This is a genomic window from Luteimonas sp. e5 (genome assembly GCF_054031035.1).
The window spans coordinates 504,689-529,921 of record NZ_JBSTRX010000003.1 but is presented as its reverse complement, the minus strand read 5'-3'; the positions used below and the strand labels follow the sequence as shown (position 1 = coordinate 529,921).

At 69.5% G+C, this 25,233-nt stretch carries 22 protein-coding genes; 9 read left to right on the top strand and 13 right to left on the bottom strand.

The annotated features are described in order from the left end of the window. Positions 1-12: 12 nt before the first annotated feature. On the bottom strand, positions 13-1,275 hold the full coding sequence (locus tag ACW11F_RS11575) for an efflux RND transporter periplasmic adaptor subunit (protein ID WP_456997071.1): 1,263 nt from the start codon (positions 1,273-1,275) through the stop codon (positions 13-15). 349 nt (positions 1,276-1,624) lie between these two features. Here ACW11F_RS11575 and ACW11F_RS11570 point away from each other — a divergent pair, with 349 nt between their 5' ends. Further along, positions 1,625-2,224: an Ax21 family protein gene (locus tag ACW11F_RS11570; protein WP_456997070.1), complete on the top strand. Its 600-nt coding sequence runs from the start codon at positions 1,625-1,627 to the stop codon at positions 2,222-2,224. 89 nt (positions 2,225-2,313) lie between these two features. Here the strand turns inward: ACW11F_RS11570 and ACW11F_RS11565 are convergent, their stop codons facing one another. The 5 genes from ACW11F_RS11565 to ACW11F_RS11545 all read right to left on the bottom strand — a co-directional run bounded on the left by ACW11F_RS11565 (position 2,314) and on the right by ACW11F_RS11545 (position 5,367). Continuing rightward, positions 2,314-3,342 (bottom strand): NAD(P)H-dependent glycerol-3-phosphate dehydrogenase, encoded by a 1,029-nt coding sequence (locus tag ACW11F_RS11565; protein WP_456997069.1) that lies wholly within the window; start codon positions 3,340-3,342, stop codon positions 2,314-2,316. A 15-nt stretch (positions 3,343-3,357) separates the two neighbouring features. After that, entirely contained in the window at positions 3,358-3,897 is a 540-nt protein-coding gene (gene secB / locus ACW11F_RS11560) for a protein-export chaperone SecB (RefSeq protein ID WP_456997068.1), read from the bottom strand. Positions 3,898-3,973: 76 nt separating this feature from the next. After that, positions 3,974-4,411 (bottom strand): rhodanese-like domain-containing protein, encoded by a 438-nt coding sequence (locus tag ACW11F_RS11555; RefSeq protein ID WP_456997067.1) that lies wholly within the window; start codon positions 4,409-4,411, stop codon positions 3,974-3,976. A 58-nt stretch (positions 4,412-4,469) separates the two neighbouring features. Beyond that, positions 4,470-4,886, bottom strand: a complete 417-nt coding sequence (locus ACW11F_RS11550) for a hypothetical protein (protein WP_456997066.1) — start codon at positions 4,884-4,886, stop codon at positions 4,470-4,472. A gap of 28 nt (positions 4,887-4,914) precedes the next feature. Continuing rightward, on the bottom strand, positions 4,915-5,367 hold the full coding sequence (locus tag ACW11F_RS11545) for a YiiD C-terminal domain-containing protein (protein WP_456997065.1): 453 nt from the start codon (positions 5,365-5,367) through the stop codon (positions 4,915-4,917). A 63-nt stretch (positions 5,368-5,430) separates the two neighbouring features. Here ACW11F_RS11545 and ACW11F_RS11540 point away from each other — a divergent pair, with 63 nt between their 5' ends. Both ACW11F_RS11540 and ACW11F_RS11535 read left to right on the top strand, forming a co-directional pair. Further along, positions 5,431-6,198 (top strand): uroporphyrinogen-III synthase, encoded by a 768-nt coding sequence (locus tag ACW11F_RS11540; protein ID WP_456997063.1) that lies wholly within the window; start codon positions 5,431-5,433, stop codon positions 6,196-6,198. Next, positions 6,195-6,563: a hypothetical protein gene (locus tag ACW11F_RS11535; protein ID WP_456997062.1), complete on the top strand. Its 369-nt coding sequence runs from the start codon at positions 6,195-6,197 to the stop codon at positions 6,561-6,563. The genes ACW11F_RS11540 and ACW11F_RS11535 overlap by 4 nt, the downstream gene beginning before the upstream one ends. A gap of 13 nt (positions 6,564-6,576) precedes the next feature. Here ACW11F_RS11535 and ACW11F_RS11530 read toward each other — a convergent pair whose 3' ends face one another. Next, positions 6,577-7,854 carry an acetyl-CoA C-acetyltransferase gene (locus tag ACW11F_RS11530; protein WP_456997061.1) on the bottom strand — a complete coding sequence of 426 codons (1,278 nt, stop codon included), beginning with the start codon at positions 7,852-7,854 and terminating at the stop codon, positions 6,577-6,579. Between the two features lie 72 nt (positions 7,855-7,926). Here ACW11F_RS11530 and ACW11F_RS11525 point away from each other — a divergent pair, with 72 nt between their 5' ends. Then, a complete protein-coding gene (locus ACW11F_RS11525) occupies positions 7,927-8,802 on the top strand; it encodes a hypothetical protein (RefSeq protein ID WP_456997060.1) in 876 nt (291 codons plus the stop codon). 66 nt (positions 8,803-8,868) lie between these two features. On the opposite strand, the gene ACW11F_RS11520 is transcribed toward ACW11F_RS11525, so the two are convergent. After that, positions 8,869-9,444, bottom strand: a complete 576-nt coding sequence (locus ACW11F_RS11520; protein WP_456997059.1) for a superoxide dismutase family protein — start codon at positions 9,442-9,444, stop codon at positions 8,869-8,871. A gap of 172 nt (positions 9,445-9,616) precedes the next feature. Here ACW11F_RS11520 and ACW11F_RS11515 point away from each other — a divergent pair, with 172 nt between their 5' ends. From ACW11F_RS11515 to hemF, 3 genes are all read left to right on the top strand, one after another. Then, positions 9,617-10,744: a L,D-transpeptidase family protein gene (locus ACW11F_RS11515; protein ID WP_456997058.1), complete on the top strand. Its 1,128-nt coding sequence runs from the start codon at positions 9,617-9,619 to the stop codon at positions 10,742-10,744. A 138-nt stretch (positions 10,745-10,882) separates the two neighbouring features. Continuing rightward, complete coding sequence (locus tag ACW11F_RS11510) at positions 10,883-13,255, top strand: prolyl oligopeptidase family serine peptidase (RefSeq protein WP_456997057.1); 2,373 nt, start codon at positions 10,883-10,885, stop codon at positions 13,253-13,255. A gap of 40 nt (positions 13,256-13,295) precedes the next feature. Beyond that, positions 13,296-14,228, top strand: coding sequence for an oxygen-dependent coproporphyrinogen oxidase (gene hemF, locus ACW11F_RS11505; RefSeq protein ID WP_456997106.1), 933 nt, complete (start codon positions 13,296-13,298; stop codon positions 14,226-14,228). A 9-nt stretch (positions 14,229-14,237) separates the two neighbouring features. Here hemF and ACW11F_RS11500 read toward each other — a convergent pair whose 3' ends face one another. The 4 genes from ACW11F_RS11500 to ACW11F_RS11485 form a co-directional block, all read right to left on the bottom strand. Then, on the bottom strand, positions 14,238-14,810 hold the full coding sequence (locus ACW11F_RS11500; protein WP_456997056.1) for a DUF421 domain-containing protein: 573 nt from the start codon (positions 14,808-14,810) through the stop codon (positions 14,238-14,240). A gap of 70 nt (positions 14,811-14,880) precedes the next feature. Then, positions 14,881-18,018 (bottom strand): efflux RND transporter permease subunit, encoded by a 3,138-nt coding sequence (locus tag ACW11F_RS11495; RefSeq protein ID WP_456997055.1) that lies wholly within the window; start codon positions 18,016-18,018, stop codon positions 14,881-14,883. Beyond that, the gene (locus tag ACW11F_RS11490) at positions 18,015-19,190 is read right to left on the bottom strand and encodes an efflux RND transporter periplasmic adaptor subunit (RefSeq protein ID WP_456997054.1); all 1,176 of its coding nucleotides are present in this window, start codon (positions 19,188-19,190) and stop codon (positions 18,015-18,017) included. The genes ACW11F_RS11495 and ACW11F_RS11490 overlap by 4 nt, the downstream gene beginning before the upstream one ends. Before the next feature lie 102 nt (positions 19,191-19,292). Then, positions 19,293-19,934 (bottom strand): tetratricopeptide repeat protein, encoded by a 642-nt coding sequence (locus ACW11F_RS11485; protein WP_456997053.1) that lies wholly within the window; start codon positions 19,932-19,934, stop codon positions 19,293-19,295. Between the two features lie 218 nt (positions 19,935-20,152). Between ACW11F_RS11485 and ACW11F_RS11480 the strand changes: the two genes are divergently transcribed. Beyond that, on the top strand, positions 20,153-23,875 hold the full coding sequence (locus tag ACW11F_RS11480) for an indolepyruvate ferredoxin oxidoreductase family protein (RefSeq protein WP_456997052.1): 3,723 nt from the start codon (positions 20,153-20,155) through the stop codon (positions 23,873-23,875). Between the two features lie 78 nt (positions 23,876-23,953). On the opposite strand, the gene ACW11F_RS11475 is transcribed toward ACW11F_RS11480, so the two are convergent. Then, positions 23,954-24,772 (bottom strand): murein L,D-transpeptidase catalytic domain family protein, encoded by an 819-nt coding sequence (locus tag ACW11F_RS11475; RefSeq protein WP_456997051.1) that lies wholly within the window; start codon positions 24,770-24,772, stop codon positions 23,954-23,956. Positions 24,773-24,910: 138 nt separating this feature from the next. On the opposite strand from ACW11F_RS11475, the gene ACW11F_RS11470 reads away from it, so the two are divergent. After that, on the top strand, positions 24,911-25,216 hold the full coding sequence (locus ACW11F_RS11470; RefSeq protein ID WP_456997050.1) for an I78 family peptidase inhibitor: 306 nt from the start codon (positions 24,911-24,913) through the stop codon (positions 25,214-25,216). The last annotated feature ends 17 nt before the right edge of the window (positions 25,217-25,233 follow it).

The window sequence follows — 25,233 nt, the reverse complement described above, 5'->3', positions numbered from 1 at the left end:
CTCCTGTGCGGCTCAGCGCTGCGCTGCGTCGTTGCCTGCGGCGGGCGTGGCGGCGTCATCGCTGGCGTCGGCAGCTCCGGTGGCGGGGGCGGCTGCCGGTGCCGCACTGGCGGCGGGCTGCGCCGGGGTGCTGCCGTCGGCGCCGGCTTCGGTGGCCTGCACCGGCGCCCCGGGACCCACCTTCTGCAAGCCTTCGACGATCACCTTGTCGCCGGCCTGGAGGCCGGACTCGACCAGCCACTTGTCGCCGATGGTGCGGCTCACCACCACCGGCCGCACTTCGACCTTGCCTTCGGCATCGACCACCATCGCACTGGCCGCGCCCTTGGGATCGCGCGCGATGCCCTGCTGCGGCACCAGGATCGCGTCGCGGCGCTCGCCATTGGCGATGCGCGCACGCACGAACATGCCCGGCAGCAGCATCTCGTCGGGATTGGCCACCACCACGCGCAGCGCGACCGCGCCGGTGGCCGGATCGACCATGGTCTCGGCGAACCTCAGACGCCCCTGCTGCGGGAACACGCTGCCGTCTTCGAGCACGATCTCGACCGGCACCGAATCGGTGCCCTGCAACTGCCCGGCCTCGATTTCGCGGCGCAACTGCAGCAGTTCGGCGCTGGACTGGTTGACCTCGACATGCATCGGATCCAGCCGCTGGATGATCGCCAGCGGGGTCGGCTGCGCACTGGTCACCAGCGCGCCGGGGGTCACGCTGGAGCGGCCGATGCGGCCACTGATCGGTGCGCTGACGCGGGAAAAGCCGAGCGGCACGTTGGCGCCCTGCACCGCGGCCTGCGCCGCGCGCAGATCGGCCTGTGCCTGACGCAGCGCGGCCTGCGCGTTCTCGTCGTCCTGGCGGCTGACCGCGTCGATCTTGACCAGCTCCGCGGAACGGGTGGCATTCAGCCGCGCGGTACCCAATGCCGCCTGCGCGCGTGCCAGCGCCGCCTGCGCACTCTGCGCATCGGCGCGGAACGCGGTCTGGTCAAGCTGGTACAGCGGCTGGCCGGCGCGCACGCTGCCGCCTTCGGTGAACAGCATGCGCTGCACGATGCCGCTGACCTGCGGCCGCACTTCGGCTTCCTGCGAGGCCAGCGCGCGCCCGGACAGTTCGCGCGTCAACAGCACCGTCTCCGGCTTGAGGGTGACCACGGTGACCGGCGTCGGCGGCGGCGCACCATCGGCCGGCGCGTCGCCCTTGCCGCAGGCGGTCAGCAACAGGCTTGCGGCGAGTACGAGGGTGGTGGCGGAAAGGGGGCGGGAATGCGTGCTCATGGATGGACTCGCGACAGGACCGCCCGCTGCACACGATGGCAGGGGCCGGAAGGGAAGAAATATCGAAGGCGGCGGAGAATGAACGATCATTCTCACCCTGTCAAGCATTTGTTTGCCGGCTTTGTCGTGCAGTCAGGATCCCGTCATCGCGCGTCATGCGCGGGCCCGGCAACGGTGCAAACGCCCGGCCGGCGGGCGCCGCTCGCAGCCAAGCTGAACAGGGGGCAACATTATTGAACCGCCCGGTACGATATTCAGCAACGGTTTTTTAACAATCTGCATACTGAGCCGCAATCGGAGGCGCGATGGATGCCATCCGACCTTTCACCCATCAGATTTCGAGGTTCCCATGAAGAAGTCGCTGCTCGTACTCGCCCTCGCCGCCGTGCCGTTTGCCGCATCGGCCGCCGATGGCATCAGCTACAACTACGCCCAGGGCGGTTACGTCCACCTCAACGGCAAGGATGACCTGCGCGCCAAGGGCTTTGGTCTGGAAGGCTCGATCGCGGTGGCGCCGAACGTGCACCTGTTCGCCGGCACCCAGCAGCTGGAGGAGAAGGATTTCGACATCGGCGTGGACGAATGGCGCATCGGCGCCGGCTACAACACCCCGATCGCGGCGAACACCGACTTCGTCGCCCGCGTCGCCTACCAGCGTCTGTCCACCGACGACCTGTGGCTCGGTGCCGGCGTCCACGTGCCGGGTGCCAAGCATGACGGCGTCGGCATCGAGGCCGGCGTGCGCAGCGCGCTGACCCCGCAGTTCGAGGGCTGGGCCATGGCCGGCTACGAGAAGTTCGACGACGACCGCGGCTATGCCGGTCCCAAGGGCGCCTACGGCCGCCTGGGTGGCCAGTTCAAGTTCAGCCCGAACTGGGGCGCGTTCGGCGAAGTGAAGTTCGCCGATGGCGACTCGACGTGGAGCATCGGCCCGCGCATCACCTGGTAAGCCCGGGGTTTTTCGCACGCTTCAACACGGCCCGGCCTGACGCCAGGCCGTGTTGCGTTCGGGATGCGGTGGTCGCGCCGCCGTGTGGCTCAGGCGGAGAACAGGGTGCGCGGGTATTCGGCCTTGCGTTCGCGCGCCAGCAATTCGCGCAGGCCCGCTTCCGGGGTCATTTCGCCATGCAGCACGCGCTGCACGGCGCTCGAGATCGGCAGTTCGACGCCATGCATCGCCGCCTGGCGCATCACTTCATCGGCGGTCTGGATCGATTCCACCACCTGCCCGATCTCGCGCACCGCGTCCTCGATCGACTGGCCGCGGCCAAGCGCAAGGCCCAGACGCCGGTTGCGCGAGAGATCGCCGGTGCAGGTCAGCACCAGGTCGCCGAGGCCGGCCAGGCCCATCAGGGTTTCCGGCTTGGCGCCGATCGCCGCGGCCAGGCGCAGCATCTCGTTGAGGCCGCGGGTGATCAGGCCGGCGCGCGCGTTCAGGCCCAACTGCATGCCATCGGCCACGCCGGTGGCGACGGCGAGCACGTTCTTCATCGCGCCACCGAGTTCGGCCCCCTTCATGTCGTCGCCGGTGTAGGCGCGGAAGGTCGGCCCGTGCATCGCCTCGGCCACGCGCTGGGCAAACTCGGCAGCGTCCGAGTGCACGGTAAGCGCGGTCGGCAGACCCTCGGCCACTTCCTTGGCGAAAGACGGTCCGGTGACCACCGCCAACGGCACCGCGGGGCCGAGCAGTTCGGCCGCCACTTCATGCAGGAAGCGCCCGGAGCCGGGCTCGAAGCCCTTGGTCGCCCACGCCACACCCGCATCGTGCGGGCGCAACGGCGCGAGCTTGGCCACGGTTTCGGAAAACGCGTGCGAGGGCGTCACCACCAGCACCCAGGCCGCGCCCTCGAGCGCGGCGGCAAGATCGGTGCCGGCGCGCAGGTTCGGCGGCAGCGCGATGCCCGGCAGGTAGCGCGGGTTCTCGTGGCGGCGGTCGATCGCCGTGGCGACCTCGGCATCGCGGCCCCACAGGTTGACCGCGTGCCCCTGGCGCGCCAGCAGGGCGGCCAGTGCGGTGCCCCATGAGCCCGCGCCCAGGACGGCGACGGGCCCGTTGTCAGGCTTCATGAGCAGCGACGCGGGTCAGGCGTTGCCGGCGGTTTCGGTGCCCGCTTGCAGCGCGTCGCCGCCCTGCTGCTGTTGCTGCTCGGCACGCTGGCGCAGGCCTTCGGCATACAGCGCGTCGAAGTTGATCGGCTGCAGCTGGAACGGCGGATAGCCGCCATTGGACACCAGGTCGCTGATCGCGGCACGCGCGTACGGGTACAGCACCGCCGGGCAATGCGCGCCGAGCATCGCGTCCAGGCCGGCCGGGTCGAAGCCGGCGAGACCGAACACGCCGGCCTGCTGCACTTCGGCGAGGTAGGCGGTCTTTTCGCCGACCTTGCAGGTCAGGGTCACGCCCAGCACGACTTCGTAGGCGTTGTCGTTGAGTTGCTGCACGCGCTGGTTGAGGTTCATCGACAGTTCGGGCTGGCCCTGCTCGTTGAACATGGCCGGCGCATTGGGCGATTCGAACGAGACGTCGCGGGTGTAGATCTTCTCGACCGAGAAGCTCGCGCCCTGCTGCTGGTTCTGCTCGGCGCCGGCGGGATTGGCAGCGCTGTTGGTCTCGTCGCTCATCGGGGACTCCATGAATTCGGGTTGAATGAAGGATGTGGGGATTATCGCACGGGCCCGCAAGGGGCCGCCGCGCGGCTCAGCCGCGGCCCTTGACCAGCGGCAGGTCGGCCTGCTGCCAGGCGGCGATGCCGCCATCGAGCACGAACACCTTCTCGAAGCCGGCCTTGACCAGGCGCTTGGCGACGCCGGTCGCGCTCATCCCGGTTTTGCACACCACCGCCACCGGCAACGCCTTGGCCTTGGCCAGCAGCTTGCTTTCCGGGTCGAACTGGCTCATCAGCACGTTCTTCGAGCCGGAAATATGGCCCTGCTGGAATTCGTTCATCGCGCGGATGTCGATCACCAGCGCGTTTTCACGGTTCATCAGCGCGGTCAGTTCCGCCGGCTTCAGCCGTTTGAAGCCCTGCCACAGGCGCGAAAGCTCGCTGAACACCAGGGCCGCGGTGACCGCGGCAAGGCCCAGCGAGAGCAACGGATGGCGGCCGAGAAAGGCGATGAGTTCCTGAAACGTCACGGCGGATGGCTCGGTGGAAGGCCGGGGATTCTGACACAGCGCGCGCGGCGCTGCCGTTTCAGTGGCCGGACCAGAAGTCCGGCAGGCCCGAAGTCACGTACCAGGATCGGGTTTCGACGTCGTAGCGCCAGCGCTCGGCATAGCGCACCTGACGCTCGGTCATGGTGTTGCGGTTGACCACGCCGATCTCGATCACGCGCAACGACTGGCCTTCGCCGATCGCCTCACTGCTGACCGGACGATAGGCGGACACCTGCACCTGGTTGTAACGCTCGCGCTCGATCGCGGTCAGCGGATGTGCCTGGCGCCAGGCCGGATCCAGCAAGGCCCACGCGCCTTCGATGTCGCCCCAGCGGATCGCCGCCGAATAGGCATATTGCGCCCGTTGCAGGGCATCGACCTGCTTGCCGCCCGTGGCGCAGGCTGCGGACAGCAACAGAACCAGCAGCAACAGGGCAAGACGTGGCAGGCGCATGGCGAATCCCCGGTGACGTGGGCCCATGCTAACCCGCGGCAAAGGCGGCGTAACGCGCCTGCATGCTGCAGGCGGTGCCGCCGTCCGCCAACTCGATCATGGCGTGGATGCCGATACGCGCGCGGCCACGCCCGGCGATAGCGGCGATGACCTCCTCCCAGCGGTCTTCGGGCGCGATCACCGCGGCTGCGTTCAAATCCCCCCACAGCGGTGCGCGATAGCGGATCTGGCTGTCGGCGACGAACACTTCGTTGCGTGCGAACCCGGCCGCCTCCAGCCGCGTGCTGACCAGTGCCCAGCCGGCCAGCGTCATCAGCGATGCCAGCGAACCGCCGAAGGCGCAGCCCTTGTCATTGATGTTGGGGCCGAGCGGTGCGTGCAGGCGCACCCGGTCGGGTTCGACCTCGTGCACTTCGAGCCCCATCACCCGCGCCATGGGGATGGCATCGAAACGCTGTTGCAGGGACTGACGCAGGGACATGACGACTCCGCTGGCTGGGCCGCGGATGGTACCCGCAGGCCATGGCGGTGCGACACTGGTGGCATGGCCGTGCCCGAGTTCCTGCTGGTTTCCCTGCGCCCTGCCGGTGCGCACGCGGGCTTGCGCCGCGCCGCCGCGCGGCATGGGGGCAGCCTGTTCGCGCTTTCCCCGTGGCGCATCGTGATGCGCGGTGATGCCGCGACCCGCGCCGCGCTGGCACAGGCATTGGCGCAGCCACAGGTGTTCTTCTCCAGCCCGGCCGCGGTACACGCCGCGGCAGCGCTGCAGCCCTTGCGCGCGCATGCGGGCCAGGCCGTGTTCGCGGTCGGCGCGGGGGGCCGCCGTGCATTGCGTCGTGCCGGGGTCGCCGGCGCGCAGGCACCGGCACGCATGGACAGCGAAGGCCTGCTGGCGCTGCCGGCGTTCGCCGCGCTCGGCACGGGTGATGCGCTGGGCTTGGTCACCGCGCCGGGCGGCCGTGGCGAGATCGCGCGCCGGCTGCGTGCACGCGGCGTGCGCATCGTGCGTGCGGACGTGTACGAACGGGTGCCGCTGGCGTTGCCGGCGGCGCGCATCGCACGGCTGCAGGCACTGCTGGAAACCGCCCGCGTTCCGGTGTTCCTCGCATTGTCCAGCGGCGAAGCCTTCGCGCAGCTGCTGGCGCAATGGCCGGCAAGTGCGCTGCCGCGCCTGCAACAGGCGGTCACCGTCATCGCCGCCAGCCCGCGGCTGGCCGAGCTCGCCCGCAGCCACGGCTTTCCCCGTCGGCGGCTGGCCGCCAGCGCACTGCCGGCGGATCTGGTCGCCGCGATCGTGCAGGCCTCGCGATGAGCCTGCCGGCCAGCCTCGACCCCGCCGACATCGCGCGCCAGGTGCCGCGCTTCGCGCATTACTTCCGCTACCCGCTGCACGCCGGCGATTTCCATGCCCTGCGCGAGCAGGCGCGCCTGCTTGGGTACTACACCGCCAAGCCGCTGTACGGACGTCTGGACGAAGCCGGCCGGGTGGATCGCAGTGCCGGCTTCAACGGCGAGATCGCCGGCCTGTTCGTGCCCTCGCCGGCGCGCTCGTTCGCACATGCCTGGCTGTTCTTTGCGCGGATGCCGGCCGAGGCGGTGCGCAACGCGCGCGGCCAGCGCAACTGGCCGGCAATCCGCGCCGCCGCCGAAGCCCGGCTGCGTGCCCTGCTGCGTTGAGGCCGCGCCGCGCTCAGCGCTCGAGGATCGCCGCCACGCCCATGCCGCCTGCGGTGCAGATCGAAATCAGGCAGCGTCCGCCGCCGCGGGCCGCCAGCTCCTTCGCCGCGGTGGCGACGATGCGCGCGCCGGTGGCGGCGAACGGATGCCCGGTGGCCAGCGAGGAACCGTTCGGATTGATGCGCTGCGGATCGATCGCGCCCAGCGGCTCGGCCAGGCCGAGGCGCTCGCGGCAATAGTCGGCGCTTTCCCACGCCGCCAGCGTGCACAGCACCTGCGCGGCGAAGGCTTCATGGATCTCGTAGAAATCGAAATCCTGCAGGCGCAACCCATGACGCGCGAGCAGGCGCGGCACCGCCACCGTCGGCGCCATCAGCAGCCCTTCGCCGGCGACGAAGTCCACCGCGGCGACCTCCACGTCGCGCAGCCAGGCCAGCACCTCATGCCCATGCGCGCGCGCCCAGTCTTCGCTTGAAAGCAGGCAGGCGGCGGCGCCGTCGGTCAGCGGCGTCGAATTGCCGGCGGTCAGGGTGCCGTGGCCGGAGCTGCGGTCGAAGGCCGGCTTGAGCGTGGCCAGCTTCTCCATGCTGGTGTCCGGGCGCAGGATGTTGTCGCGGCTGACGCCACGGAACTCGCTGACCAGATCGTCGAAGAAACCTCGCTCGTAGGCCGCCGCCAGCTTGTGGTGGGAGGCGACCGCCAGCGCGTCCTGTGCCTCGCGGCTGATCTGCCACTGCCGCGCCATCGCTTCGCAATGCTGGCCCATCGACTTGCCGGTGCGCGGCTCGGCGACGCCGGGAAACTCCGGCTTGAGCATGCCCGGGCGCAGCCGCGTGAACGCCGCCAGCTTCTGCCCCAGACCCTTGCGCGCATTGGCATCCAGCAATACCCGGCGCAGCCCCTGGCCGTACACGATCGGCACATCGGAGGTGGTGTCCGAGCCGCCGCCGATACCGGCTTCGATCTGGCCCAGCGCGATCTTGTTGCCGATCAGCGCAATGGTGTCCAGCGAGGTGCCACAGGCACGCTGCATGGTGATGCCGGGGGTGAGCGGCGACAGCCCCGAGGACAGGGTCGCTTCACGCGCCAGGTTCCAGTCGCTGGAATGCTTGATCACCGCACCCATCGCCACTTCGCCCAGCTCCATGCCCTGCAGGCCGAACTTCTCCACCAGCGCGCCCAGGGTGCGCACTGACAGACCGAGATTGCCGACATCGGCATAGGCGGTGTTCTGGCGACAGAAGGGGATGCGGATGCCGCCGAGGACGGCGACGGGACGGGCTTGCGACATGGACGATTCCTCCGCGTACGGTGGCGCACGGCATAATCCAGTCTAACGCCCGTTTGAATGTGTCGCCACGCGATGACCGAAGCCGCCACCGACCTGTCCGTGCTTGCCGTGCTGGCACTGGAATGGATGCCCGATGCCGCGCCGCCGCGCGCGGCCCTCGGCCAGGCCGAGGCCGGCGCACTGGCCGAACGCATCGGCCACGACCTCGCGCTGTGGGTGCCGCAGGTGACCGAACTCGACCTGATGCTGATGGGCGCGCATTTCGATCCGGCGGAAATCCTGCGCCCGGGCTGGCCGGTGCACCGCCGTCTGCACGAATTGCGCGAACGTGCACCCGGGCGCGGACGCGGGCCGCGCATCATCGCGCTCGGCAGCGATGCCGCGGGCCAGGTGCCGGCGCCGCTGCACTGCGACCCGGTGCTGCGTGGCGGCGCGCTGCGCCTGCTGCCGATCCTGCTCGCCGGCGATGCCGCGGCCACGGTCGGCGCCGAGCTCGAGCGCATCCTGCTCGACCAGGGCATGGCGCGGGCCGAAACCGCGCTGCTGGCGCAGGACGCCTTCGCCAGCCGCATCGAGCACGCGCGCTATCTGACCGTGCACGACCTGGCCGCGATGACCGCGCTGCAATACCGCCACATGGGCCTGGAGCCACTGTGGCCGTTGCTGGAAACCGCCTTGCTCGCGCCGCAGGACGAGGCCTGGCTCGACGCACCGCCCGAGCCGCTGCTGCGCTTGGCCGGCGGCGAAGCGCGCATGGCGCTGTTCTCCGACCACGCCTGGCGCGAGCGCTATGCGCCACACGAGCGCGACCAGCAGCGGCTGAGCCGCCTGCGCGCGCAGTTCGAGGCGCGCCAGCGCCAGTTCACCGCGGTACTGGCCGCACACGGCATCGACGTGGTGCATGTCGATTGCCCGGATGCGGCCCGCGCACGCGAAGCGTTGGCCTGAGCGCACCAGCGCTCGCACCGGCGGTGCTGCCTTGCGGCGCCGCCCTGGTCAGGCGGCACCGTGGGCTCAGCGGATCACGCCACAGGCGATGCGGGCACCGGCATTGCCGGCCGGCTGCGAGGTGTAGTCGTCGGGGTCGGCATGCACCACCACCGACTTGCCCATCACGTCATTGGCGCCGCCATCACCCAGAGTGACGCCGGCGAACTCGGCATCCACATGCGCCACGCCTGCGGCATCGGCCTGCAGATTGTCTTGGTCGCCCAAGTGATGCTCACCCTGTCCGGCGCGGCCATGCGGCTGCGCGGTCGGGTTGAAATGGCCGCCCGCGCTGCTCGCGTCCTCGGCGCTGCAGTCGCCAGTCTCATGGATATGGAAGGCGTGCACGCTGTCCGCGGTCAGGCCGCTGATTTCGCCGCTGACACGGACTCCGTCCGCGGTGGCGACGAAATCCAGCGCGCCGCCGGCCTGGCTGCCCGAGCGCGCTTCCAGCACCGCACGCGCGCGCTGGGCATCGGGCTCGGCCTTGGCCTCCGGCGTGTCGTGCGGCGAGGCCATTGGCTGCGGTGGCGGGGGCGCATTGCAGGCGGCCAGCGCCAGTACGCCAAACAGGGGAACCACGGTCATGCCGATCCGTTTCATATGCTCGCTCCTGATGGGGAAGCTCCACCATAGCGCGAAGCGCGTGCGTCTGCCGCCTGTGCGGGCGCGCGCATCGCGAATGAACCTGAACGCGCCCGCGCGGCCTTCACGGCATGCCGGCGGCGGGCGCGGCAGGATCACGCGCATTCGCCTTGCAACCACGAGACTTCGCATGAATCGACTGCATCCGCTGTTCCTGGCCCTGTGCGTGGCGGGCCTTGCCGCCTGCAATGCGCCGCCGCCGTCCACCAGCACGAATGACGAACCGGCTGTCGCGGCCGAAACGACGCCGATGCCGGGCGCGGATGCAGCTGCCGAAACCGGCAGCGCGCCGCCGCCGGGCATGGTGCCGGCGATCTACGGCCCGGATGGCCGCGAACTTTCCCCCTTCAACGCCAGCCAGGACACGCCAGCCCCCGCCGAGGCGCAGGCGGCGAACGATCCGGCCACGCGCACCGGCCCCGACGGCGTGCTGCGCGCGCAGGTGCTGCTGCTGCGCGCGCATTTCTCCACCGGCGAGATCGACGGCAAGGAAGGCATGAACGTGGCCAAGGCGGTGCGCGCCTTCCAGGCCAGCCGCGACCTGCCCGAAACCGGCGAGCTGGATGACGCTACCTGGGCCGAACTGAACAAGGATCAGGCACCGGTGCTGGTCAGTTACACCCTGACCCAGGCCGACATCGACGGCCCCTACGCGCCCACGCCCGAGCGCGCCGAGGACAAGGCGAAGATGGAGCGCATCGTGTACCAGGACATCCACGAGGCGCTGGGCGAGAAGTTCAACATCAAGCCGGATTTCCTCAAGCAGCTGAACCCGCAGGCGGACTTCAGCCGCGCCGGCACCACCCTGCTGGTGCCTTGGGTGCGCCCGGCACAGGAGCTGCCACGCGCCGCGCGCATCGTGGTCGACAAATCCGAGGCCGCGCTGCAACTGCAGGACGCCGAGGGCAAGGTGTTCGCACAGTTCCCCGCCTCCACCGGCTCGACCAAGTTCCCGCTGCCTATCGGCGAATGGAAGATCACCTCGCTGGTACACAACCCGGACTATCGCTACGACCCGGACATCCTCGTCGGCCAGCCCAAGGACGCCAAGCCGGCGACCCTGCCGCCCGGCCCCAACGGCCCGGTGGGCATCGTGTGGATGGGCATCAACAAGGAGCATTACGGCATCCACGGCACCCCGGAGCCGGGCCAGATCAGCCGCACCCAGTCCTCGGGCTGCGTGCGCCTGACAAACTGGGCCGCGGTGGCGGTGGCGAGCGCCGTGGAAATCGGCCTGCCGGTGACGTTCCAGGAGTGAGCCACGCGGCCCGCGCGGGGTGCGCGGGTGCGCGAAGCGGGGGCGATCACGCGTTCCGGCCATGCGCCGCCCGACAGCGGCGCACATGCGCATGATGGTCTAGGCTAGGCGGTTTCCATCGCCCGTCGGGATCCGCCCATGCGTCGCCTGTTGCCGTTCGCCCTCGCCGTCCTTGCCTGCGCCGCGCAGGCGCAGCCCGCGCAGCCGCTGACCATGGACCGCATCATGGCCGACCCGGACTGGATCGGCCCGGGGGTCGAGGCCGCGTGGTGGCGCTGGGATGGCCAGGCCATCGACTTCAACCTCAAGCGCAGCGACAGCGACATCCGCGACAGCTACCGCGTCGGCATCGACGGCGCTGCGATGAGCCGCCTCGACGACGCCGCACGCGCCACGCTGGATGCGCCGAACCCGGTGTACAGCGCGGATCGCCGGCGCAGCGCCTTCATCCGCAACGGCGACGTGTTCGTGCGTGACCTCGCCAGCGGCGCGCTGACCCAGCTCACGCGCAGCAATGCACGCGAATCGCGCCCGCAATGGGCGCGCGACGGCGCGCTGGTCTGGCGCCAGGGCAACGACTGGTACCGCTGGGACGGCCGCGTCACCAGCCAGGCCGCCTCGCCGCAGGCCAGCGACCGCCCCGACGCGCCGCCCAAGCCCGACGACCTGCGCGAGCGCCAGCTGCGCCTGATCGAAACGTTGAAGCAGGAGCGCGAACGGCGCGAGGCGGTGCAGGCGCAGGACGACGCCTGGCGCGCCAGCGACCCGAGCCGTGCACCGGCACCGATCCACCTCGGCAAGGACGTCGAGATCGCCGACAGTGCGCTCTCGCCCGATGGCCGCTGGCTGCTGGTGATCACCACCGCCAAGGGCGCCGAGCGCGGCCAGCGCGGGCAGATGCCGCGTTACGTCACCGAATCGGGTTACGAGGAGTTCGAGGAGGTGCGCACCCGCGTCGGTCGCGGCGAGCCGTTGCCGCACCGCCTGTGGCTGGCCGAAGTCGCCAGCGGCAAAGTGCGCGAGATCAGCTTCGACCCGTTGCCGGGGATCAAGGACGACCCGCTGGCCGCACTGCGCCGCGCCGCGGGCAAGGACGCGCTCAAGGGCAACCGTCCGCTGCAGGTCGCCAGTGACGACCGCGGCAGCGATCCGGCGATCCGCTGGAGCGCGGATTCCGCGCGCGTTGCGCTGCTGCTGCGCGCAATCGACAACAAGGACCGCTGGCTGGCGGAGATCGACCTTGGCGCGGCCGCCCTGCGCCCGCTGCACCGGCTGCATGACCCGGCCTGGATCAACTGGGCGTTCAACCAGTTCGACTGGATGCCCGACGGGCGCCGGCTGTGGTTCCTGTCCGAGGAAAGCGGCTACTCCCACCTCTACACGCTGGCCCCCGGGCAGGCGCCGCGCGCGCTGACCCGCGGCCAGTGGGAAGCCTCCGACGTGGCGCTGGCCGCCGATGGCCAGGCGTTCTACTTCCGCTGCAATCGCGCCTGGCCGGGCAAGTACGAAGTCTGCAGCGTGCCCGCCGCTGGCGGCCAGGTGCGTGAAGTCACCGCGCTGGATGCGGTCGAGGGCTTCGTCCTCTCGCCCGATGGCCGCCGCCTGCTGCTGCGCTGGTCCGACAGCTACACGCCGACCCAACTCGCGGTGATCGACACCGATGGCCACGGCCTGCGCAAGCTGACCGACACCCGCAGCGCCGAATTCCGCGCCTACGAGTGGCTGCAGCCCGAGTACGTGCAGGTGCCCTCGCGCCATGGCGCCGGCAGCATCTGGGGCAAGTACTACGGCCCGCGCCAGCTCGAGCCGGGCAAGCGCTACCCGATCGTGCTGTTCGTGCACGGCGCCGGCTACCTGCAGAACGTGCACGCCGGCTATCCCAATTATTTCCGCGAGCAGATGTTCCACAACCTGCTGGTGCAGCAGGGCTACATCGTGCTGGATCTGGATTTCCGCGCTTCCGCCGGCTATGGCCGCGACTGGCGCACAGCGATCTACCGCCACATGGGCGAGCCCGAGTTGCAGGATTACCTCGACGGCATCGACTGGCTGGTGGCGAACCGCCAGGGCGAGCGCGAGCGGGTCGGCATCTACGGCGGCAGCTATGGCGGCTTCATGGCGTTCATGGCACTGTTCAAGAAACCCGGCGTGTTCAAGGCCGGCGCCGCGCTGCGCCCGGTGACCGACTGGTCGCAATACAACCACGGCTATACCAGCAACATCCTCAACACCCCGGAACTCGACCCCGAGGCCTACCTGCGCTCCTCGCCGCTGGAGCTGGCCGAAGGCCTGCAGGATCACCTGCTGATCGCCCACGGCATGATCGACGACAACGTGTTCTACAAGGACTCGGTGATGCTCGCGCAGCGTCTGATCGAGTTGCGCAAGGACAAGTGGGAGCTGGCCAGCTACCCGCTGGAGCGCCACGGCTTCAAGCACGCCTCGAGCTGGTACGACGAATACCGTCGCATCCATGAACTGTTCGAGAAGGTGCTCAAGCAGCCGCTGTGAGCCTGCGAGCATCCCCATCCCCTGCCGCGAGGCCATGAACATGGAAACCGGGTTCGATCGCGTCCGCACCTACCTGCTCGACCTGCAGGACCGCATCTGCGCGGCGATGGAGGCCGCCGACGGCCGTGCGCGCTTCATCGAGGATGCCTGGCAGCGCGCACCGGACGACCCGGCCCCGCTGCGTGGCGGCGGGCGCACCCGCATCCTGCGCGATGGTGCGGTGTTCGAGCAGGCCGGGATCGGCTTTTCCGACGTGCGCGGCACCCGCCTGCCGCCCTCGGCCACCGCCGCGCGCCCGGAGCTGGTCGGTGCCGCGTGGCGCGCGGTCGGTGTCTCGCTGGTGTTCCATCCGCTCAATCCGCACATCCCGACCACGCATGCCAACGTGCGCCATTTCCGCGCCGAGAAGGACGGACGCACGGTGGCCTGGTGGTTCGGCGGCGGCTTCGATCTGACGCCGTACTACCCGGTCGACGAGGACGTGCGCCATTGGCACCGGGTCGCGCGCGCGCTGTGCGAGCCGTTCGGCGGGCAGGAGCGCTACGACGCGCACAAGCGCTGGTGTGACGAGTATTTCTTCCTCAAGCACCGTGGCGAGACGCGCGGCGTCGGCGGCCTGTTCTTCGACGACCTGCAGGACGATTTCGAACACGACTTCGCCTATCTGCGCGCGGTCGGCGATGGCTTCCTCGATGCCTGGCTGCCGATCGTCGAGCGCCGCCGCGACACGCCCTTCGGTGAGCGCGAGCGCGAATTCCAGCTGTACCGCCGCGGCCGCTACGTCGAGTTCAACCTGGTCCACGACCGCGGCACCCACTTCGGCCTGCAATCGGGTGGCCGCGCCGAATCGATCCTGATGAGCCTGCCGCCGCGCGTGCGCTGGGAATACGGCTACCAGCCTGAACCCGGCAGCGCCGAAGCCCACCTGGCCGAGTACCTGGTGCCGCGCGACTGGCTGGCCGAAGCGGGCTGAGCGCGGCGCTCAATCGCCCTGTGTATGGCCGGGCGTGCGCCGCCGGCGGTACCGGTGCGAGCGCTCGGGCAAGGCGTGCAGGTAGTGCTCGGCACGCTGCGCGCCATTGTTCTGGCGCGAGACCACGCTGATGCTGCCATTGGTTTCCAGCAATGCCAGCGCGACGTCATCCATCCCGGCAATGTTGTTCATGCGCAGCGCCTGCTGGAAATCGTCGCGACTGACCAGTTGCCGCCGCAGCACCTCTTCGAACACATGGCCGTCGCGCGCCAGCACCACCGGCACACCCTCGATGACGTATTCGGCACGCCGCCAGCGCGTGGTGACCACGGCCACCAGATAGTTCAGCAAGACCAGCGTGCTGGCCAGGATCAAGGCTCCGGTGAGCGAGTTGTCGCCTCCGTTGAGCCCGTTCTGCACCGCATTGCCGATCAGGATCAGCAACACCAGATCGAACGGCGTGAACTGGCCGATGGCGCGCTTGCCGGACACACGCAGCAGCAGCATCACCAGCAGATAGACCGCGAGCGCACGCAGCGGAAAATGCCACCACGGCGCGGACAAGTGCAGGAGGTCGGACATCGGCGGGCTCCCTGGGGACTCCCGCCATCTCTAGCACGCAGGCCGCGTGTGCCGCGTGGTGCTGGTCGCTTCAGGCCGCTGCGCTGCCGGCACGCCGGTCGCGACGCCAGCGGCGGGCGAACCAGTGGCCGAGGTCGTCCATCACCGTGTAGGTGGCCGGGATCACGATCAGGCTGAGCAGGGTCGAGGTGATCAGGCCGCCGATCACCGCCCAGGCCATCGGCGCGCGGAAGCTGGAATCACCGGCGAACCCCAGCGCCAGCGGCAGCATGCCCGCACCCATCGCGATCGTGGTCATGATCACCGGGCGCGCGCGCTTGCGGCAGGCATCGACCAGTGCATCGTGCTGGCTGAGGCCGTGGTGGTCCTCGGCGATCACCGCGTAATCCACCAGCAGGATCGAGTTCTTGGTGGCGATGCCGATCAGCAGCAGCAGGCCGATCAAGGCCGGCAGCGAAAGCATGTTCTGCGTCAGCAGCAGGGCACCGAACGCGCCGCCGGCCGAGAGCGGCACCGCGGCGAGGATGGTCACCGGCATCAACGGATGCTTGAGCAGCAACAGCAGCACCATGTAGATGCAGGCAATGCCGGCCACCATTGCCACGGCGAAGCCGGTGAACAGTTCGACGAATATTTCGCTGTCGCCGGTATTGCCGAAGCTCACCCCCGGCGGCAGCTGGCGCACCGAGGGCAGGTTCTGCACTTCCTGCATCACCTCGCCCAGCGGTCGGCCATTGAGCTCGGCGGTCAGGGTGATGTTGCGCTTGCGCTCGTAGCGGCTGATCACCGAGGGCCCGCTGCCTTCGCCGATGTCGGCGACCGCGTCCAATGGCACCGGCCCATGCTTGCCGCGCACGCGCAGCTGCGCGATGGTGGCCGCATCGGCCAGCGCCTCGCGCGCAAAGCCGACCCGGATCGGCACCTGACGATCGGGCAGGTTGAGCTTGGCCATGCGCTGCACGTAGTCGCCGGCGGTGGCGATGCGCGCGGCCTCGGCAATCGCCGCGGTGGCCACGCCGAGGTCGGCGGCGCGCGCCGAATCCGGCAGGATGCGGATTTCCGGGCGCAGCAGCGAGGCCGAGGAGGCGATGCTGCCCAGGCCCTGCAGCGTGCGCATGTCGCGCTCGACGGCACTGGCCGCCATGTCCAGCGCCTGCGGGTCGTCCCCTGACAGCACCAGCATCAGCATTTCGCCCGGCTCGCTGCTCATGAAGCCCGCGCGCACCCCGGGCAGCTGGCGCATGCGCTCGCGCACCTCGGCTTCCAGATCCTTCTGGTGGCGCTTGCGGTCCTCATGCCGGCCCCAGTCGAGGGTCAGCACCGCCTTGCGCACGTCGGCGCCGCCGGCGCGCGCCGGGTCACCGAGGTCCGGCACGCTGCCGATCTGGGTGAACACCTGTTTCAGTTCCGGAATCTCGCCGAGGATGCCGCGTGCGCGCTCGGCCATGGCGCGGGTCTGTTCGATGCGTGCTCCCGGCGCCAGTTCCAGCGACAGCATGCTGCGCCCGGGGTCGGACACCGGGATGAAGGTCGCCGGAATCAGTGGGATCAGCGCCAGCGAAGCCAGGAACAGGCCGAACGCGATCGCCAGGGTGCGCCAGCGGTGGCGCAAGGCGGCATCCACCCAGCGCAGGTAGCGCGTCATCAAGCGGCTCTCGCCTTTCGGTTCGGGCTCGGGATGCAGCAGGTAGGCCGCCATCATCGGCGTCAACAAGCGCGCCACCAGCAGCGAAAACAGCACCGCGGTGGCCGCGGTCCAGCCGAACTCCTTGAAGAACTTGCCGGCGATGCCAGGCATGAAGGCGACCGGCACGAACACCGCAGCCAGCGTCATCGAAGTGGCGACCACCGCAATGCCGATCTCGACCGCGGCATCACCGGCCGCCTGCACCGGCTTCTTGCCCATGCCGAGGTGGCGCACGATGTTTTCGATCTCGACGATTGCATCGTCGACGAGGATGCCGATCACCACCGACAGCGCCAGCAAGGTGATCAGATTGAGCGAGAAGCCGAGCCACCAGATCACCGCGAAAGTGGGGATGATCGACAGCGGCAGGGCCAGCGCCGCGATCCAGGTCGCGCGCCAGTTGCGCAGGAAGAAGAACACCACCACCAATGCCAGCAAGCCGCCCTCGACGAGCATGGTCATCGACGATTTGTACGAAGTCTCGGCCTCGCTGGTCATGTCGTTGACCAGACGGAAGGACACGCCGGGATGGGCCGCCTGCAACTCGGCCAGTGCCTGCTGCACCGCCTTGCGCACCTTCAGTTCGTCCGCACCGCGACTGCGCGACATCGAGAAGCCGACCACCTCGCGGCCATCGAGCAGCGCGTACTGATCGGGGTCGGCGGCGGCGTCATGCACGCGGGCGATGTCGCCCAGGCGCAGCGCGCGGCCATCGGCCAGGGTGATGCTGTATTCGCGCAGCGCGGCGGCATCCTCCACCGTGCCGATGGTGCGGATGGTCTGCCGCTGACCGCCGATCTCGGCGCGCCCGCCGGGGCGCTCGACCTGGGTTTGCGCCAGTTGCTGCGAGACCTCGCCGGCGGTCACGCCCCAGGCTTCCAGCGCCTGCGGGTCAAGGTCGACGCGCACCTGGCGCTCGATGCCGCCGATGCGGCGCACCTCGGCCACCCCGGGCACGCCGTACAACGCGCGGCTGACCTCGCGATCCACGAACCAGGACATTTCCTCGGCGTCCATGCGCGGCGCCTCCAGCGCATAGGTCAGCAGGTCACCGCCGATCTCGACCTTGCTGATGATCGGCTCCTGGATGTCCTGCGGCAGGTCCATGCGGATGCGGGTGATCGCGTCCTTGGTGTCGTTGAGCGCCTCCATCACGTCGCTTTCGAGCTGGAACTCGATCGCGGTGGTGCTCATCCCCTCGACCACGGTCGAGCTGACCCGCTTGACCCCGTTGAGCGTGGCCACCGCGTCCTCGACCCGGCGCGTGACTTCGGTTTCCAGTTGCGAGGGCGAGGCGCCGGGCTGGCTCACGCTGACGATGGTCATCGGCAGCGCGATGTCGGGGAACATCGCCACCGGCAGCTTGTGGAAACCCCACAGCCCGGCCACGCACAGCACGAAGAACAGCATCACCGAAGGCACCGGGTTGCGGATGCCCCACAGCGACAGGCGCCCGCCGCGTTGCTTGGGTGGCGCGCTGGCCGGATCCTGCCCGCTGGCGGGCGGCGGGGAGGGACTCATCGGCGCTCGTCCGCGTCGCGTGGGGCGGCCGGCTCATCCTGGCCGGCAGGCGGAGACGCGGGGGCCGTGGCCGGCACCACCCGTACCAGGTCGCCATCGGCGAGGAAGCCGGCACCCTCGACCACCACCTGCTCGCCACCGGCGAGCCCCTCCAGCACTTCGATGCGGCCCTCGTCGCGCCCACCGGTGCGGATGCGCTGCGCCGCGACCCGCGAATCGTCGCCGACCACGAACACGGTGGGGAAGCCATCGCGCAGCACCACCGCGTCCAGCGGCAGCAGCAGCGCGGCATGCACACCGCTGTCGATGCGCCCTTCCAGATACGCGCCGGCCTGCAACGTGCCGGCCTCGAGCAGGCCGGGTGGCAGGTCGGCATACACGGTGCCGGTGCGGGTCTGCGCATCCACGCCGGGACTGACCGCACGCACGCGGCCTTCGATCAGCTGCCCCTCGCGCGTGCGCAGCTGGATCAGATCCCCGGGCTTGACCCCGGCCAGCTGCTGCGCCGGCAATTCCGCACGCCATTCCAGCCGTCCACCCTTGATCAGGCGCAGCAGCTCCATGCCCGCCGATACCACCTGCCCCGGCTGCACCAGGCGCCGCGAGATGATGCCGTCGGCCGGCGCGCGCAAGTCGGCGAAGCTGCGCCGCAGGGCGGCGGTATCGTGCGCCGCGCGTGCGGTGCCCAGGCGCGCCTCGCCCTGGGTGCGTGCGGCGCGCAGTTCGTCCAGCTGCATCGCGCTGATGTACTGGTCGCGCGCCAGGTTCTCGCCGCGTGCGAGGTTGGCGCGTGCCAGTTGCGCCCCGGCTTCGGCCTCGCGCAACGCGGCGCGGGCCTGGGCGAGGTCGGCATCGAGCATGCGCGCGTCAAGCCGCAGCAATACCTGGCCGCGACGCACATGCTGGCCGACATCGACTTCCAGCGCGGTCACGCGCAGGCCGGACACCTCCACCCCGAGCTGCATTTCCTCCACCGGCGAGGCCGGCCCGGAAACATTCAGGCTGCGCGCAATCTCGCCACGCCGCACCGGCACCGTGCTCACCGTCTGCGCCGAGGCGGCCTGCGCCTGCGCCGCGGCCTCGGCATCGGTGGGCTTCTTGTCGCAGGCAGTGGGCAGCCACGCCAGACATGCACCCAGCACGAGCAGGCGCAGGAGATGGGGTGCAGGCACGGTCATCGGTCGGCCGGAAGGGGGAGACGCGTCAGTGTACCGGCAAGTTCAGTATGTGAGTGGCAGCGCAGCGTGCCAACACGGCCATGCCGCACGCCGGACTCACGGCCAGTCCGGCGGGTTCTCGGCCCAGGCGCGCTGCACCTCGAGCAGAGCCTCGCGCTCGGCCGTGGTCCACTCTGGCAGCAAGGCGGACAGGTCGGTCGGCGAACTCCAGCGTTCGGGGTGGGTGCGCACGGCCGCCGCATACCACTGCCGCGCCTCGTCATGACGCTGCAGTCGCCACAGCACCAGCGCCAGCGTCGGCGGCATCCATTCGCCACGCACCGAGCCGGTTTCGACCAGGCTCGCCCATTGCGCCAGCGCCGCCTCGGGCTCACCGCTGCGATACAGGTCCCAACCGTAGTTCCAGCGCACCGCGCGGCTCAGCGAATGGCGCTCGCCCATGCCGGTGATGGCGCGCTGGTACAGCGACTTGCCGACCTCGGGGCGCCCGCCGGCCAATGCCAGCGAGCCCAGCTGGGCCATTGCGTCCCATGCGCGCGGATCGCGCTCGACGCGGCGCAGCAGGCGATTGACCAGCGCATCGCCCTCGCCGCGCTCGGCCTGGATCGCACGCGTCACCCCGCGGTCCTCGTCGAAGTAGAACTCGGCCGGGCGCGGCAGGCTCTGCGCGGCGGCGAAAACGGGAAGCAGGCCGAGCATGAGAACCAGCACCCGGGACGGCATACGCAAGACGGACATCGACAACCCAAGCGGAATCAGGAGCACGCGTACGCTACCGCAAATCGGCTCCGCTGCGGCATCGCAACATGGCATCCGTTGATGCTCGGCACACTGCAAGCGTGCCGTGGCGCACACCATGCCAAACCCATGCATGCTGCGGCGCAACACCGCCGCGGCCGGCTGCGATCGGGCCGGCCTTATATAATGCGCGGCCCGCAGCTCCGGGCGTTTGCCAGATGACCAGTACCGCCGAACTTTCCTCCCCGGCATCCGCGCGCGAGGGCCTGACCCGCGGCATTCAGGATCCCGATTACAGCCTCGATGACAAGTACCGGCGCCGCGAGGGCCGCATCTACCTGTCCGGGGTGCAGGCGCTGGTACGGCTGCCGATGATGCAGCGCCTGCGCGACGTCGCCACCGGGCTGGATACCGCGGGCTTCATTTCCGGCTATCGCGGCTCGCCGCTGGGCGGCTTCGACCTCGAGCTGTGGCGCGCGCGGCGCTTCCTCGAGGAACAGCGCATCAAGTTCACCCCCGGCCTCAACGAGGACCTCGGTGCGACCATGGTGTGGGGCACGCAGCAGACCAACCTGTTCCCCGGCGCCAAGGTCGATGGCGTGTTCGGCATGTGGTACGGCAAGGGCCCCGGCGTGGACCGCTGCGGCGACGTGTTCAAGCATGCCAATGCCGCCGGCACTTCGCCGCATGGCGGCGTGCTGGCGCTGGCCGCGGACGACCATGCCTGCCGCTCGTCCACCCTGCCGCATGGCAGCGAGCACGAATTCGTCAGCGCGATGATGCCGATCCTCAACCCCGCCGGGGTGCAGGACATTCTCGAGATGGGCCTGCTCGGCTTCGCCATGAGCCGCTTCACCGGGCGCTGGGTCGGCTTCAAGACCATCGCCGAGACGGTCGAGTCCTCGGCCTCGGTGGACGTCAATCCGCTGGCGCAGGACATCATCCTGCCCGGCGACGACGAGTTCGAGATGCCCGCGGGCGGGCTCAACATCCGCTGGCCGGATCCGCCGCTGGATCAGGAAATGCGCCTGCACCGCTACGCGGTCAAGGCCGCGCAGGCATTCGCCCGCGCCAATCGCATCGACCGCGTGGTGATCGATTCGCCCAACGCGCGGCTGGGCATCGTCACCACCGGCAAGAGCTACCTCGACGTGCTGCAGGCGCTGGAATACCTCGGCCTGGATGCGCGCGCCTGCGCCGAGCTGGGCATCCGCGTGTACAAGGTGGGCATGACCTGGCCGCTGGAGCCGCGCGGCATCCGCCGCTTCGCACAGGGGCTGCAGGACATCGTGGTGGTCGAGGAAAAGCACAGCTTCATCGAGAGCCAGATGAAGGAGCTGTTCTACAACTTCGACGGCCAGCGCCCGTCGATCGTCGGCAAGCACGACGAGTCCGGCGAATGGATCCTGCCTTCGACCAACGAACTGACCCCGGCCACCATCGCCGGCGTCATCGCCCGCCGCCTGCAGCGCTTCCTGCCCGAGCACGCCGAACCCGGCGAGCAGATCCGCCAGGTGCTGGCGTGGATGGATCGCAAGGAGGGCGAGCTGGCGCTGCCGCGCGCCAACTTCCCGCGCGTGCCGCATTACTGCTCCGGCTGCCCGCACAACACCTCGACCACGGTACCGGAAGGCAGCCGTGCGATGGCCGGCATCGGCTGCCACTACATGGTGACGTGGATGAACCGCGACACCGACACCTTCACCCACATGGGCGGCGAAGGCGTGACCTGGGCCGGGCAGGCGGCGTTCACCGAAACCGAACACGTGTTCCAGAACCTCGGCGACGGCACCTATTTCCACAGCGGCTCGCTGGCGATCCGGCAATCGGTCGCGGCCGGGGTCAACATCACCTACAAGATCCTGTACAACGACGCGGTGGCGATGACCGGCGGCCAGCCGGTGGACGGCGTGCTGAGCGTGCCGCAGATCGCGCACCAGGTGCTGAGCGAAGGCGTGCACACCATCGTGCTGCTGTCCGACGACATCGGCAAGTGGACCCGGCAGCGCTACCTGTTCCCAAAGGAAGTCGAATTCCACGACCGCCGCGAGCTGGACGAGGTGCAGCAGCGCCTGCGCAAGGTCAAGGGCGTGTCGGTGCTGATCTACGACCAGACCTGCGCCACCGAGAAGCGGCGTCGGCGCAAGCGCGGCAAGCTGCCGGATCCGGCCAAGCGGGTGCTGATCAACTCGCTGGTCTGCGAGGGCTGCGGCGACTGCGGCAAGAAGTCGTTCTGCGTCTCGGTGCTGCCCAAGGACACCGAGTTCGGGCGCAAGCGCGAGATCGACCAGTCCAACTGCAACAAGGATTATTCCTGCGTCGAGGGCTTCTGCCCGAGCTTCGTCACCGTGCATGGCGGCCAGCTGCGCCGCGGCACCACCTCGCGCCGCGGCGGCGATGCCGCGGCAAGGCTCGATCACCTGCCCGAGCCGGTCATCGCCAGCGACCTGACGCAACCGTGGAACATCCTGATCACCGGCGTCGGCGGCACCGGCGTGGTCACCATCGGTGCGTTGCTGGGCATGGCCGGGCATCTCGAGGGCAAGGGCTCCACCGTGCTCGACCAGACCGGACTGGCGCAGAAGGGCGGTGCGGTCACCACCCACATCCGCATCGCGCGCACACCCGACGACATCCACGCGGTGCGCATCGCCGCCGGCGAAGCCGATCTGGTGCTGGGCTGCGACATGGTGGTGGTCAACGACTACTGGGCGCTGTCCAAGCTGCGCGCCGGGCGCAGCAAGGTGGTGCTCAATACCTGGGAAGCGATGCCGGGCAGCTTCACCACCCGCCCCGACATGCAGTTCCCCGCCGCCGACATCGTCGCCGCGGTGCGCAAGGCACTGGAGGGCGAGGCGCCGATGCAGGTCGATGCCACGCGCCTGGCCACCGCACTGCTCGGCGATGCCATCGCCAGCAACCTGTTCATGCTCGGCTACGCCTGGCAGCAGGGCCTGGTGCCGCTGTCCTTCGATGCGCTGATGCGCGCGATCGAACTCAACGGCGCGGCGGTGGAGATGAACAAGACCGCGTTCGCCTGGGGCCGACTGGCCGCGATCGACCTGCCCGCGGTGATCAAGGCCGCCGGCGTGGTGCACAACGCGCCGACCGCCGCCGAACAGCAGGCGCACGAACTGCCGCTGCTGGCCGCCACCGCCAACGAGGGCCATGAATCCGGCCTCTCGCCGCAGGGCGCGACGCGCGAGGAACGCGAACTGCGCCACGTGCCGGCGCATGGCGATGGCGTGGTTTCGCTGCCGCTGGACGATGCGCGTCTGTCGCGCTCGCTGGATGAACTGATCGAACGCCGCATCGCCTTCCTCGGCGACTACCAGGACGCTGCCTACGCGCGCCGCTATGCCGACTTCGTCGCCCGCGTGCGCGAGGCCGAGAGCACGCGCGCACCGGGCTCGACCGACCTGTCCGAAGCCGTCGCGCGTTACCTGTTCAAGCTGATGGCGTACAAGGACGAGTACGAGGTCGCGCGCCTGTACACCGCACCGGAGTTCCGCCGCCGGCTGGAACAGCAGTTCGAAGGCGATTACCGCCTGCGCTTCCACCTCGCGCCGCCGCTGTTCGCCAAGCGCAACGCCAAGGGTGAACTGGTGAAGAAGGAATACGGCCCGTGGATGCTCAAGGCATTCGCGCTGCTGGCGAAGATGAAGCGCCTGCGCGGTACCGCCTTCGACCCGTTCGGCCGCACCGCCGAGCGGCGCATGGAGCGCCAGCTGATCCGCGACTACGAAACCACCGTGGACAGCCTGCTGCCTGCGCTGGATGCCGGCAACGTCGCGCTGGCCGCGGAAATCGCCTCGATCCCGGAGCACATCCGCGGCTTCGGCCACGTCAAGGAGGCGCACCTGGCCAAGGCCAAGGCGCGCGAAGCCGAACTGCTCGCGGAGTGGGCCAACCCGTTGCGGGTGGTGGTGCAGGCGGCCTGAGTCCGAACCGCGGGCCCATGCGACGACGCCCCGCACAGCGGGGCGTCGTTGTTCATGGTCGTGGCGCAGTGGCGTGACTCAGGGTGCGGCGGTGACCACCGGGCTCATGCCGCCCTGCACGGCATTGCGCGCATCGGCAATGATGCGGCGCGCATCACGCCCGCCACAGGCGAACTGCCGCGAACCCTGCAGCCAGCGCGCATCGTCGGCATAGGCGAACAGCAGCTGGTCGCCCTTGAGCTCGTCGATCACCTGCCGCGCGATGCCCTGGCGCAGCGCCGGACAGCCCTGGCTGCGGCCCAGGCGGCCTTGCCTGTCGATCATCGAGGGCTCGGCATACCAGGCCCCGTGGATGACGATGGCACGCATGCGCGCATTGTCGTTGAAGCCCGGATCCAGGCCGTCCATGCGCAGCGAATAGCCGTTCGCCCCGATATAGGTTTCCGCGGTGCGGTACAGGCCGAGGCTGGTCTGGTGGCTGCCTTCCACATTGGAGAAGCGGCTGGCGAAGTTGCCGCCACTGCCCTGGCCATGGGTGACATGCTCGTGCTGCAGCAGGCGCTCTTCGGCCAGGTCGAACAGCCACAGGCGCCTGGACGTGGACGGCAGCGAATAATCGATCACCGCCAGACGGCTGGCCTCGCTGCTGTGCCCGGCATCGATCGCGCATTCGCGTGCGGCCAGCGCCAGGGCCAGCACGCCGGGGTCGGCATCCGGCGCCAGCGCCTTGAGCCGCTCGAGCAGCGGCGGCGCCACCGGCTCGCTCGGCAGCGGCATGGCGGGCGCGGGGGGTGGAAGCTCGTGTGTGATGGCCATTTCCGGCCGGGTCGGCGTGGTGGTGCAGCTCAGCAGACTGGACGCAACCAGCACGATGAAGGCGGCGTGAAGACGGTTCATGGCGCCATGATGCCTGCACAAGTTCTTGATTTGCATGAATGGGACCACCTGCGCATTCGGTCCTGTTCGGCATATTGATGCCAAGGCAACACCCCACGCGCCACACTTGCGCTTCACCAAACATCCTCCGAGGTCCCGATGAACAAACTGCATGTCCTTTCCGCCGCGCTTGCTGCGGCCACCCTTTCGGCCTGCAATGCGACCCCGCCCACCGCCACGGAACCTGCGCCCGAACCGGTCGGCCAATGCAACAGCGAAGCCGTGCGCAGCTTCCTCGGCAAGACCATCACGCCCGAAGTCGGCGAGCAGGCGCGCATCGCCGCCGGCGCGGTACGGCTGCGCGTGCTCGGCCCGGACGATGCCATGACCATGGACTACCGCATGGATCGACTCAACATCTACGTCAACCCGGAGCGCGTGGCGATCAAGGTCACCTGCGGCTGATGCGCCGTCGCGGACTG

Excerpts from the sequence above, each read along its gene's own strand:
- ACW11F_RS11495 (WP_456997055.1), bottom strand. The coding sequence starts at position 18,018 with ATGAGTCCCTCCCCGCCGCCCGCCAGCGGGCAGGATCCGGCCAGCGCG.
- ACW11F_RS11510 (WP_456997057.1), top strand. The coding sequence starts at position 10,883 with ATGCGTCGCCTGTTGCCGTTCGCCCTCGCCGTCCTTGCCTGCGCCGCG.
- ACW11F_RS11525 (WP_456997060.1), top strand. The coding sequence starts at position 7,927 with ATGACCGAAGCCGCCACCGACCTGTCCGTGCTTGCCGTGCTGGCACTG.
- secB (WP_456997068.1), bottom strand. The coding sequence starts at position 3,897 with ATGAGCGACGAGACCAACAGCGCTGCCAATCCCGCCGGCGCCGAGCAG.
- ACW11F_RS11515 (WP_456997058.1), top strand. The coding sequence starts at position 9,617 with ATGAATCGACTGCATCCGCTGTTCCTGGCCCTGTGCGTGGCGGGCCTT.
- ACW11F_RS11535 (WP_456997062.1), top strand. The coding sequence starts at position 6,195 with ATGAGCCTGCCGGCCAGCCTCGACCCCGCCGACATCGCGCGCCAGGTG.
- ACW11F_RS11575 (WP_456997071.1), bottom strand. The coding sequence starts at position 1,275 with ATGAGCACGCATTCCCGCCCCCTTTCCGCCACCACCCTCGTACTCGCC.
- ACW11F_RS11570 (WP_456997070.1), top strand. The coding sequence starts at position 1,625 with ATGAAGAAGTCGCTGCTCGTACTCGCCCTCGCCGCCGTGCCGTTTGCC.
- ACW11F_RS11475 (WP_456997051.1), bottom strand. The coding sequence starts at position 24,772 with ATGAACCGTCTTCACGCCGCCTTCATCGTGCTGGTTGCGTCCAGTCTG.
- ACW11F_RS11485 (WP_456997053.1), bottom strand. The coding sequence starts at position 19,934 with ATGTCCGTCTTGCGTATGCCGTCCCGGGTGCTGGTTCTCATGCTCGGC.
- ACW11F_RS11530 (WP_456997061.1), bottom strand. The coding sequence starts at position 7,854 with ATGTCGCAAGCCCGTCCCGTCGCCGTCCTCGGCGGCATCCGCATCCCC.
- ACW11F_RS11540 (WP_456997063.1), top strand. The coding sequence starts at position 5,431 with ATGGCCGTGCCCGAGTTCCTGCTGGTTTCCCTGCGCCCTGCCGGTGCG.
- ACW11F_RS11565 (WP_456997069.1), bottom strand. The coding sequence starts at position 3,342 with ATGAAGCCTGACAACGGGCCCGTCGCCGTCCTGGGCGCGGGCTCATGG.
- ACW11F_RS11545 (WP_456997065.1), bottom strand. The coding sequence starts at position 5,367 with ATGTCCCTGCGTCAGTCCCTGCAACAGCGTTTCGATGCCATCCCCATG.
- ACW11F_RS11550 (WP_456997066.1), bottom strand. The coding sequence starts at position 4,886 with ATGCGCCTGCCACGTCTTGCCCTGTTGCTGCTGGTTCTGTTGCTGTCC.
- ACW11F_RS11500 (WP_456997056.1), bottom strand. The coding sequence starts at position 14,810 with ATGTCCGACCTCCTGCACTTGTCCGCGCCGTGGTGGCATTTTCCGCTG.
- ACW11F_RS11520 (WP_456997059.1), bottom strand. The coding sequence starts at position 9,444 with ATGAAACGGATCGGCATGACCGTGGTTCCCCTGTTTGGCGTACTGGCG.
- ACW11F_RS11470 (WP_456997050.1), top strand. The coding sequence starts at position 24,911 with ATGAACAAACTGCATGTCCTTTCCGCCGCGCTTGCTGCGGCCACCCTT.
- hemF (WP_456997106.1), top strand. The coding sequence starts at position 13,296 with ATGGAAACCGGGTTCGATCGCGTCCGCACCTACCTGCTCGACCTGCAG.
- ACW11F_RS11480 (WP_456997052.1), top strand. The coding sequence starts at position 20,153 with ATGACCAGTACCGCCGAACTTTCCTCCCCGGCATCCGCGCGCGAGGGC.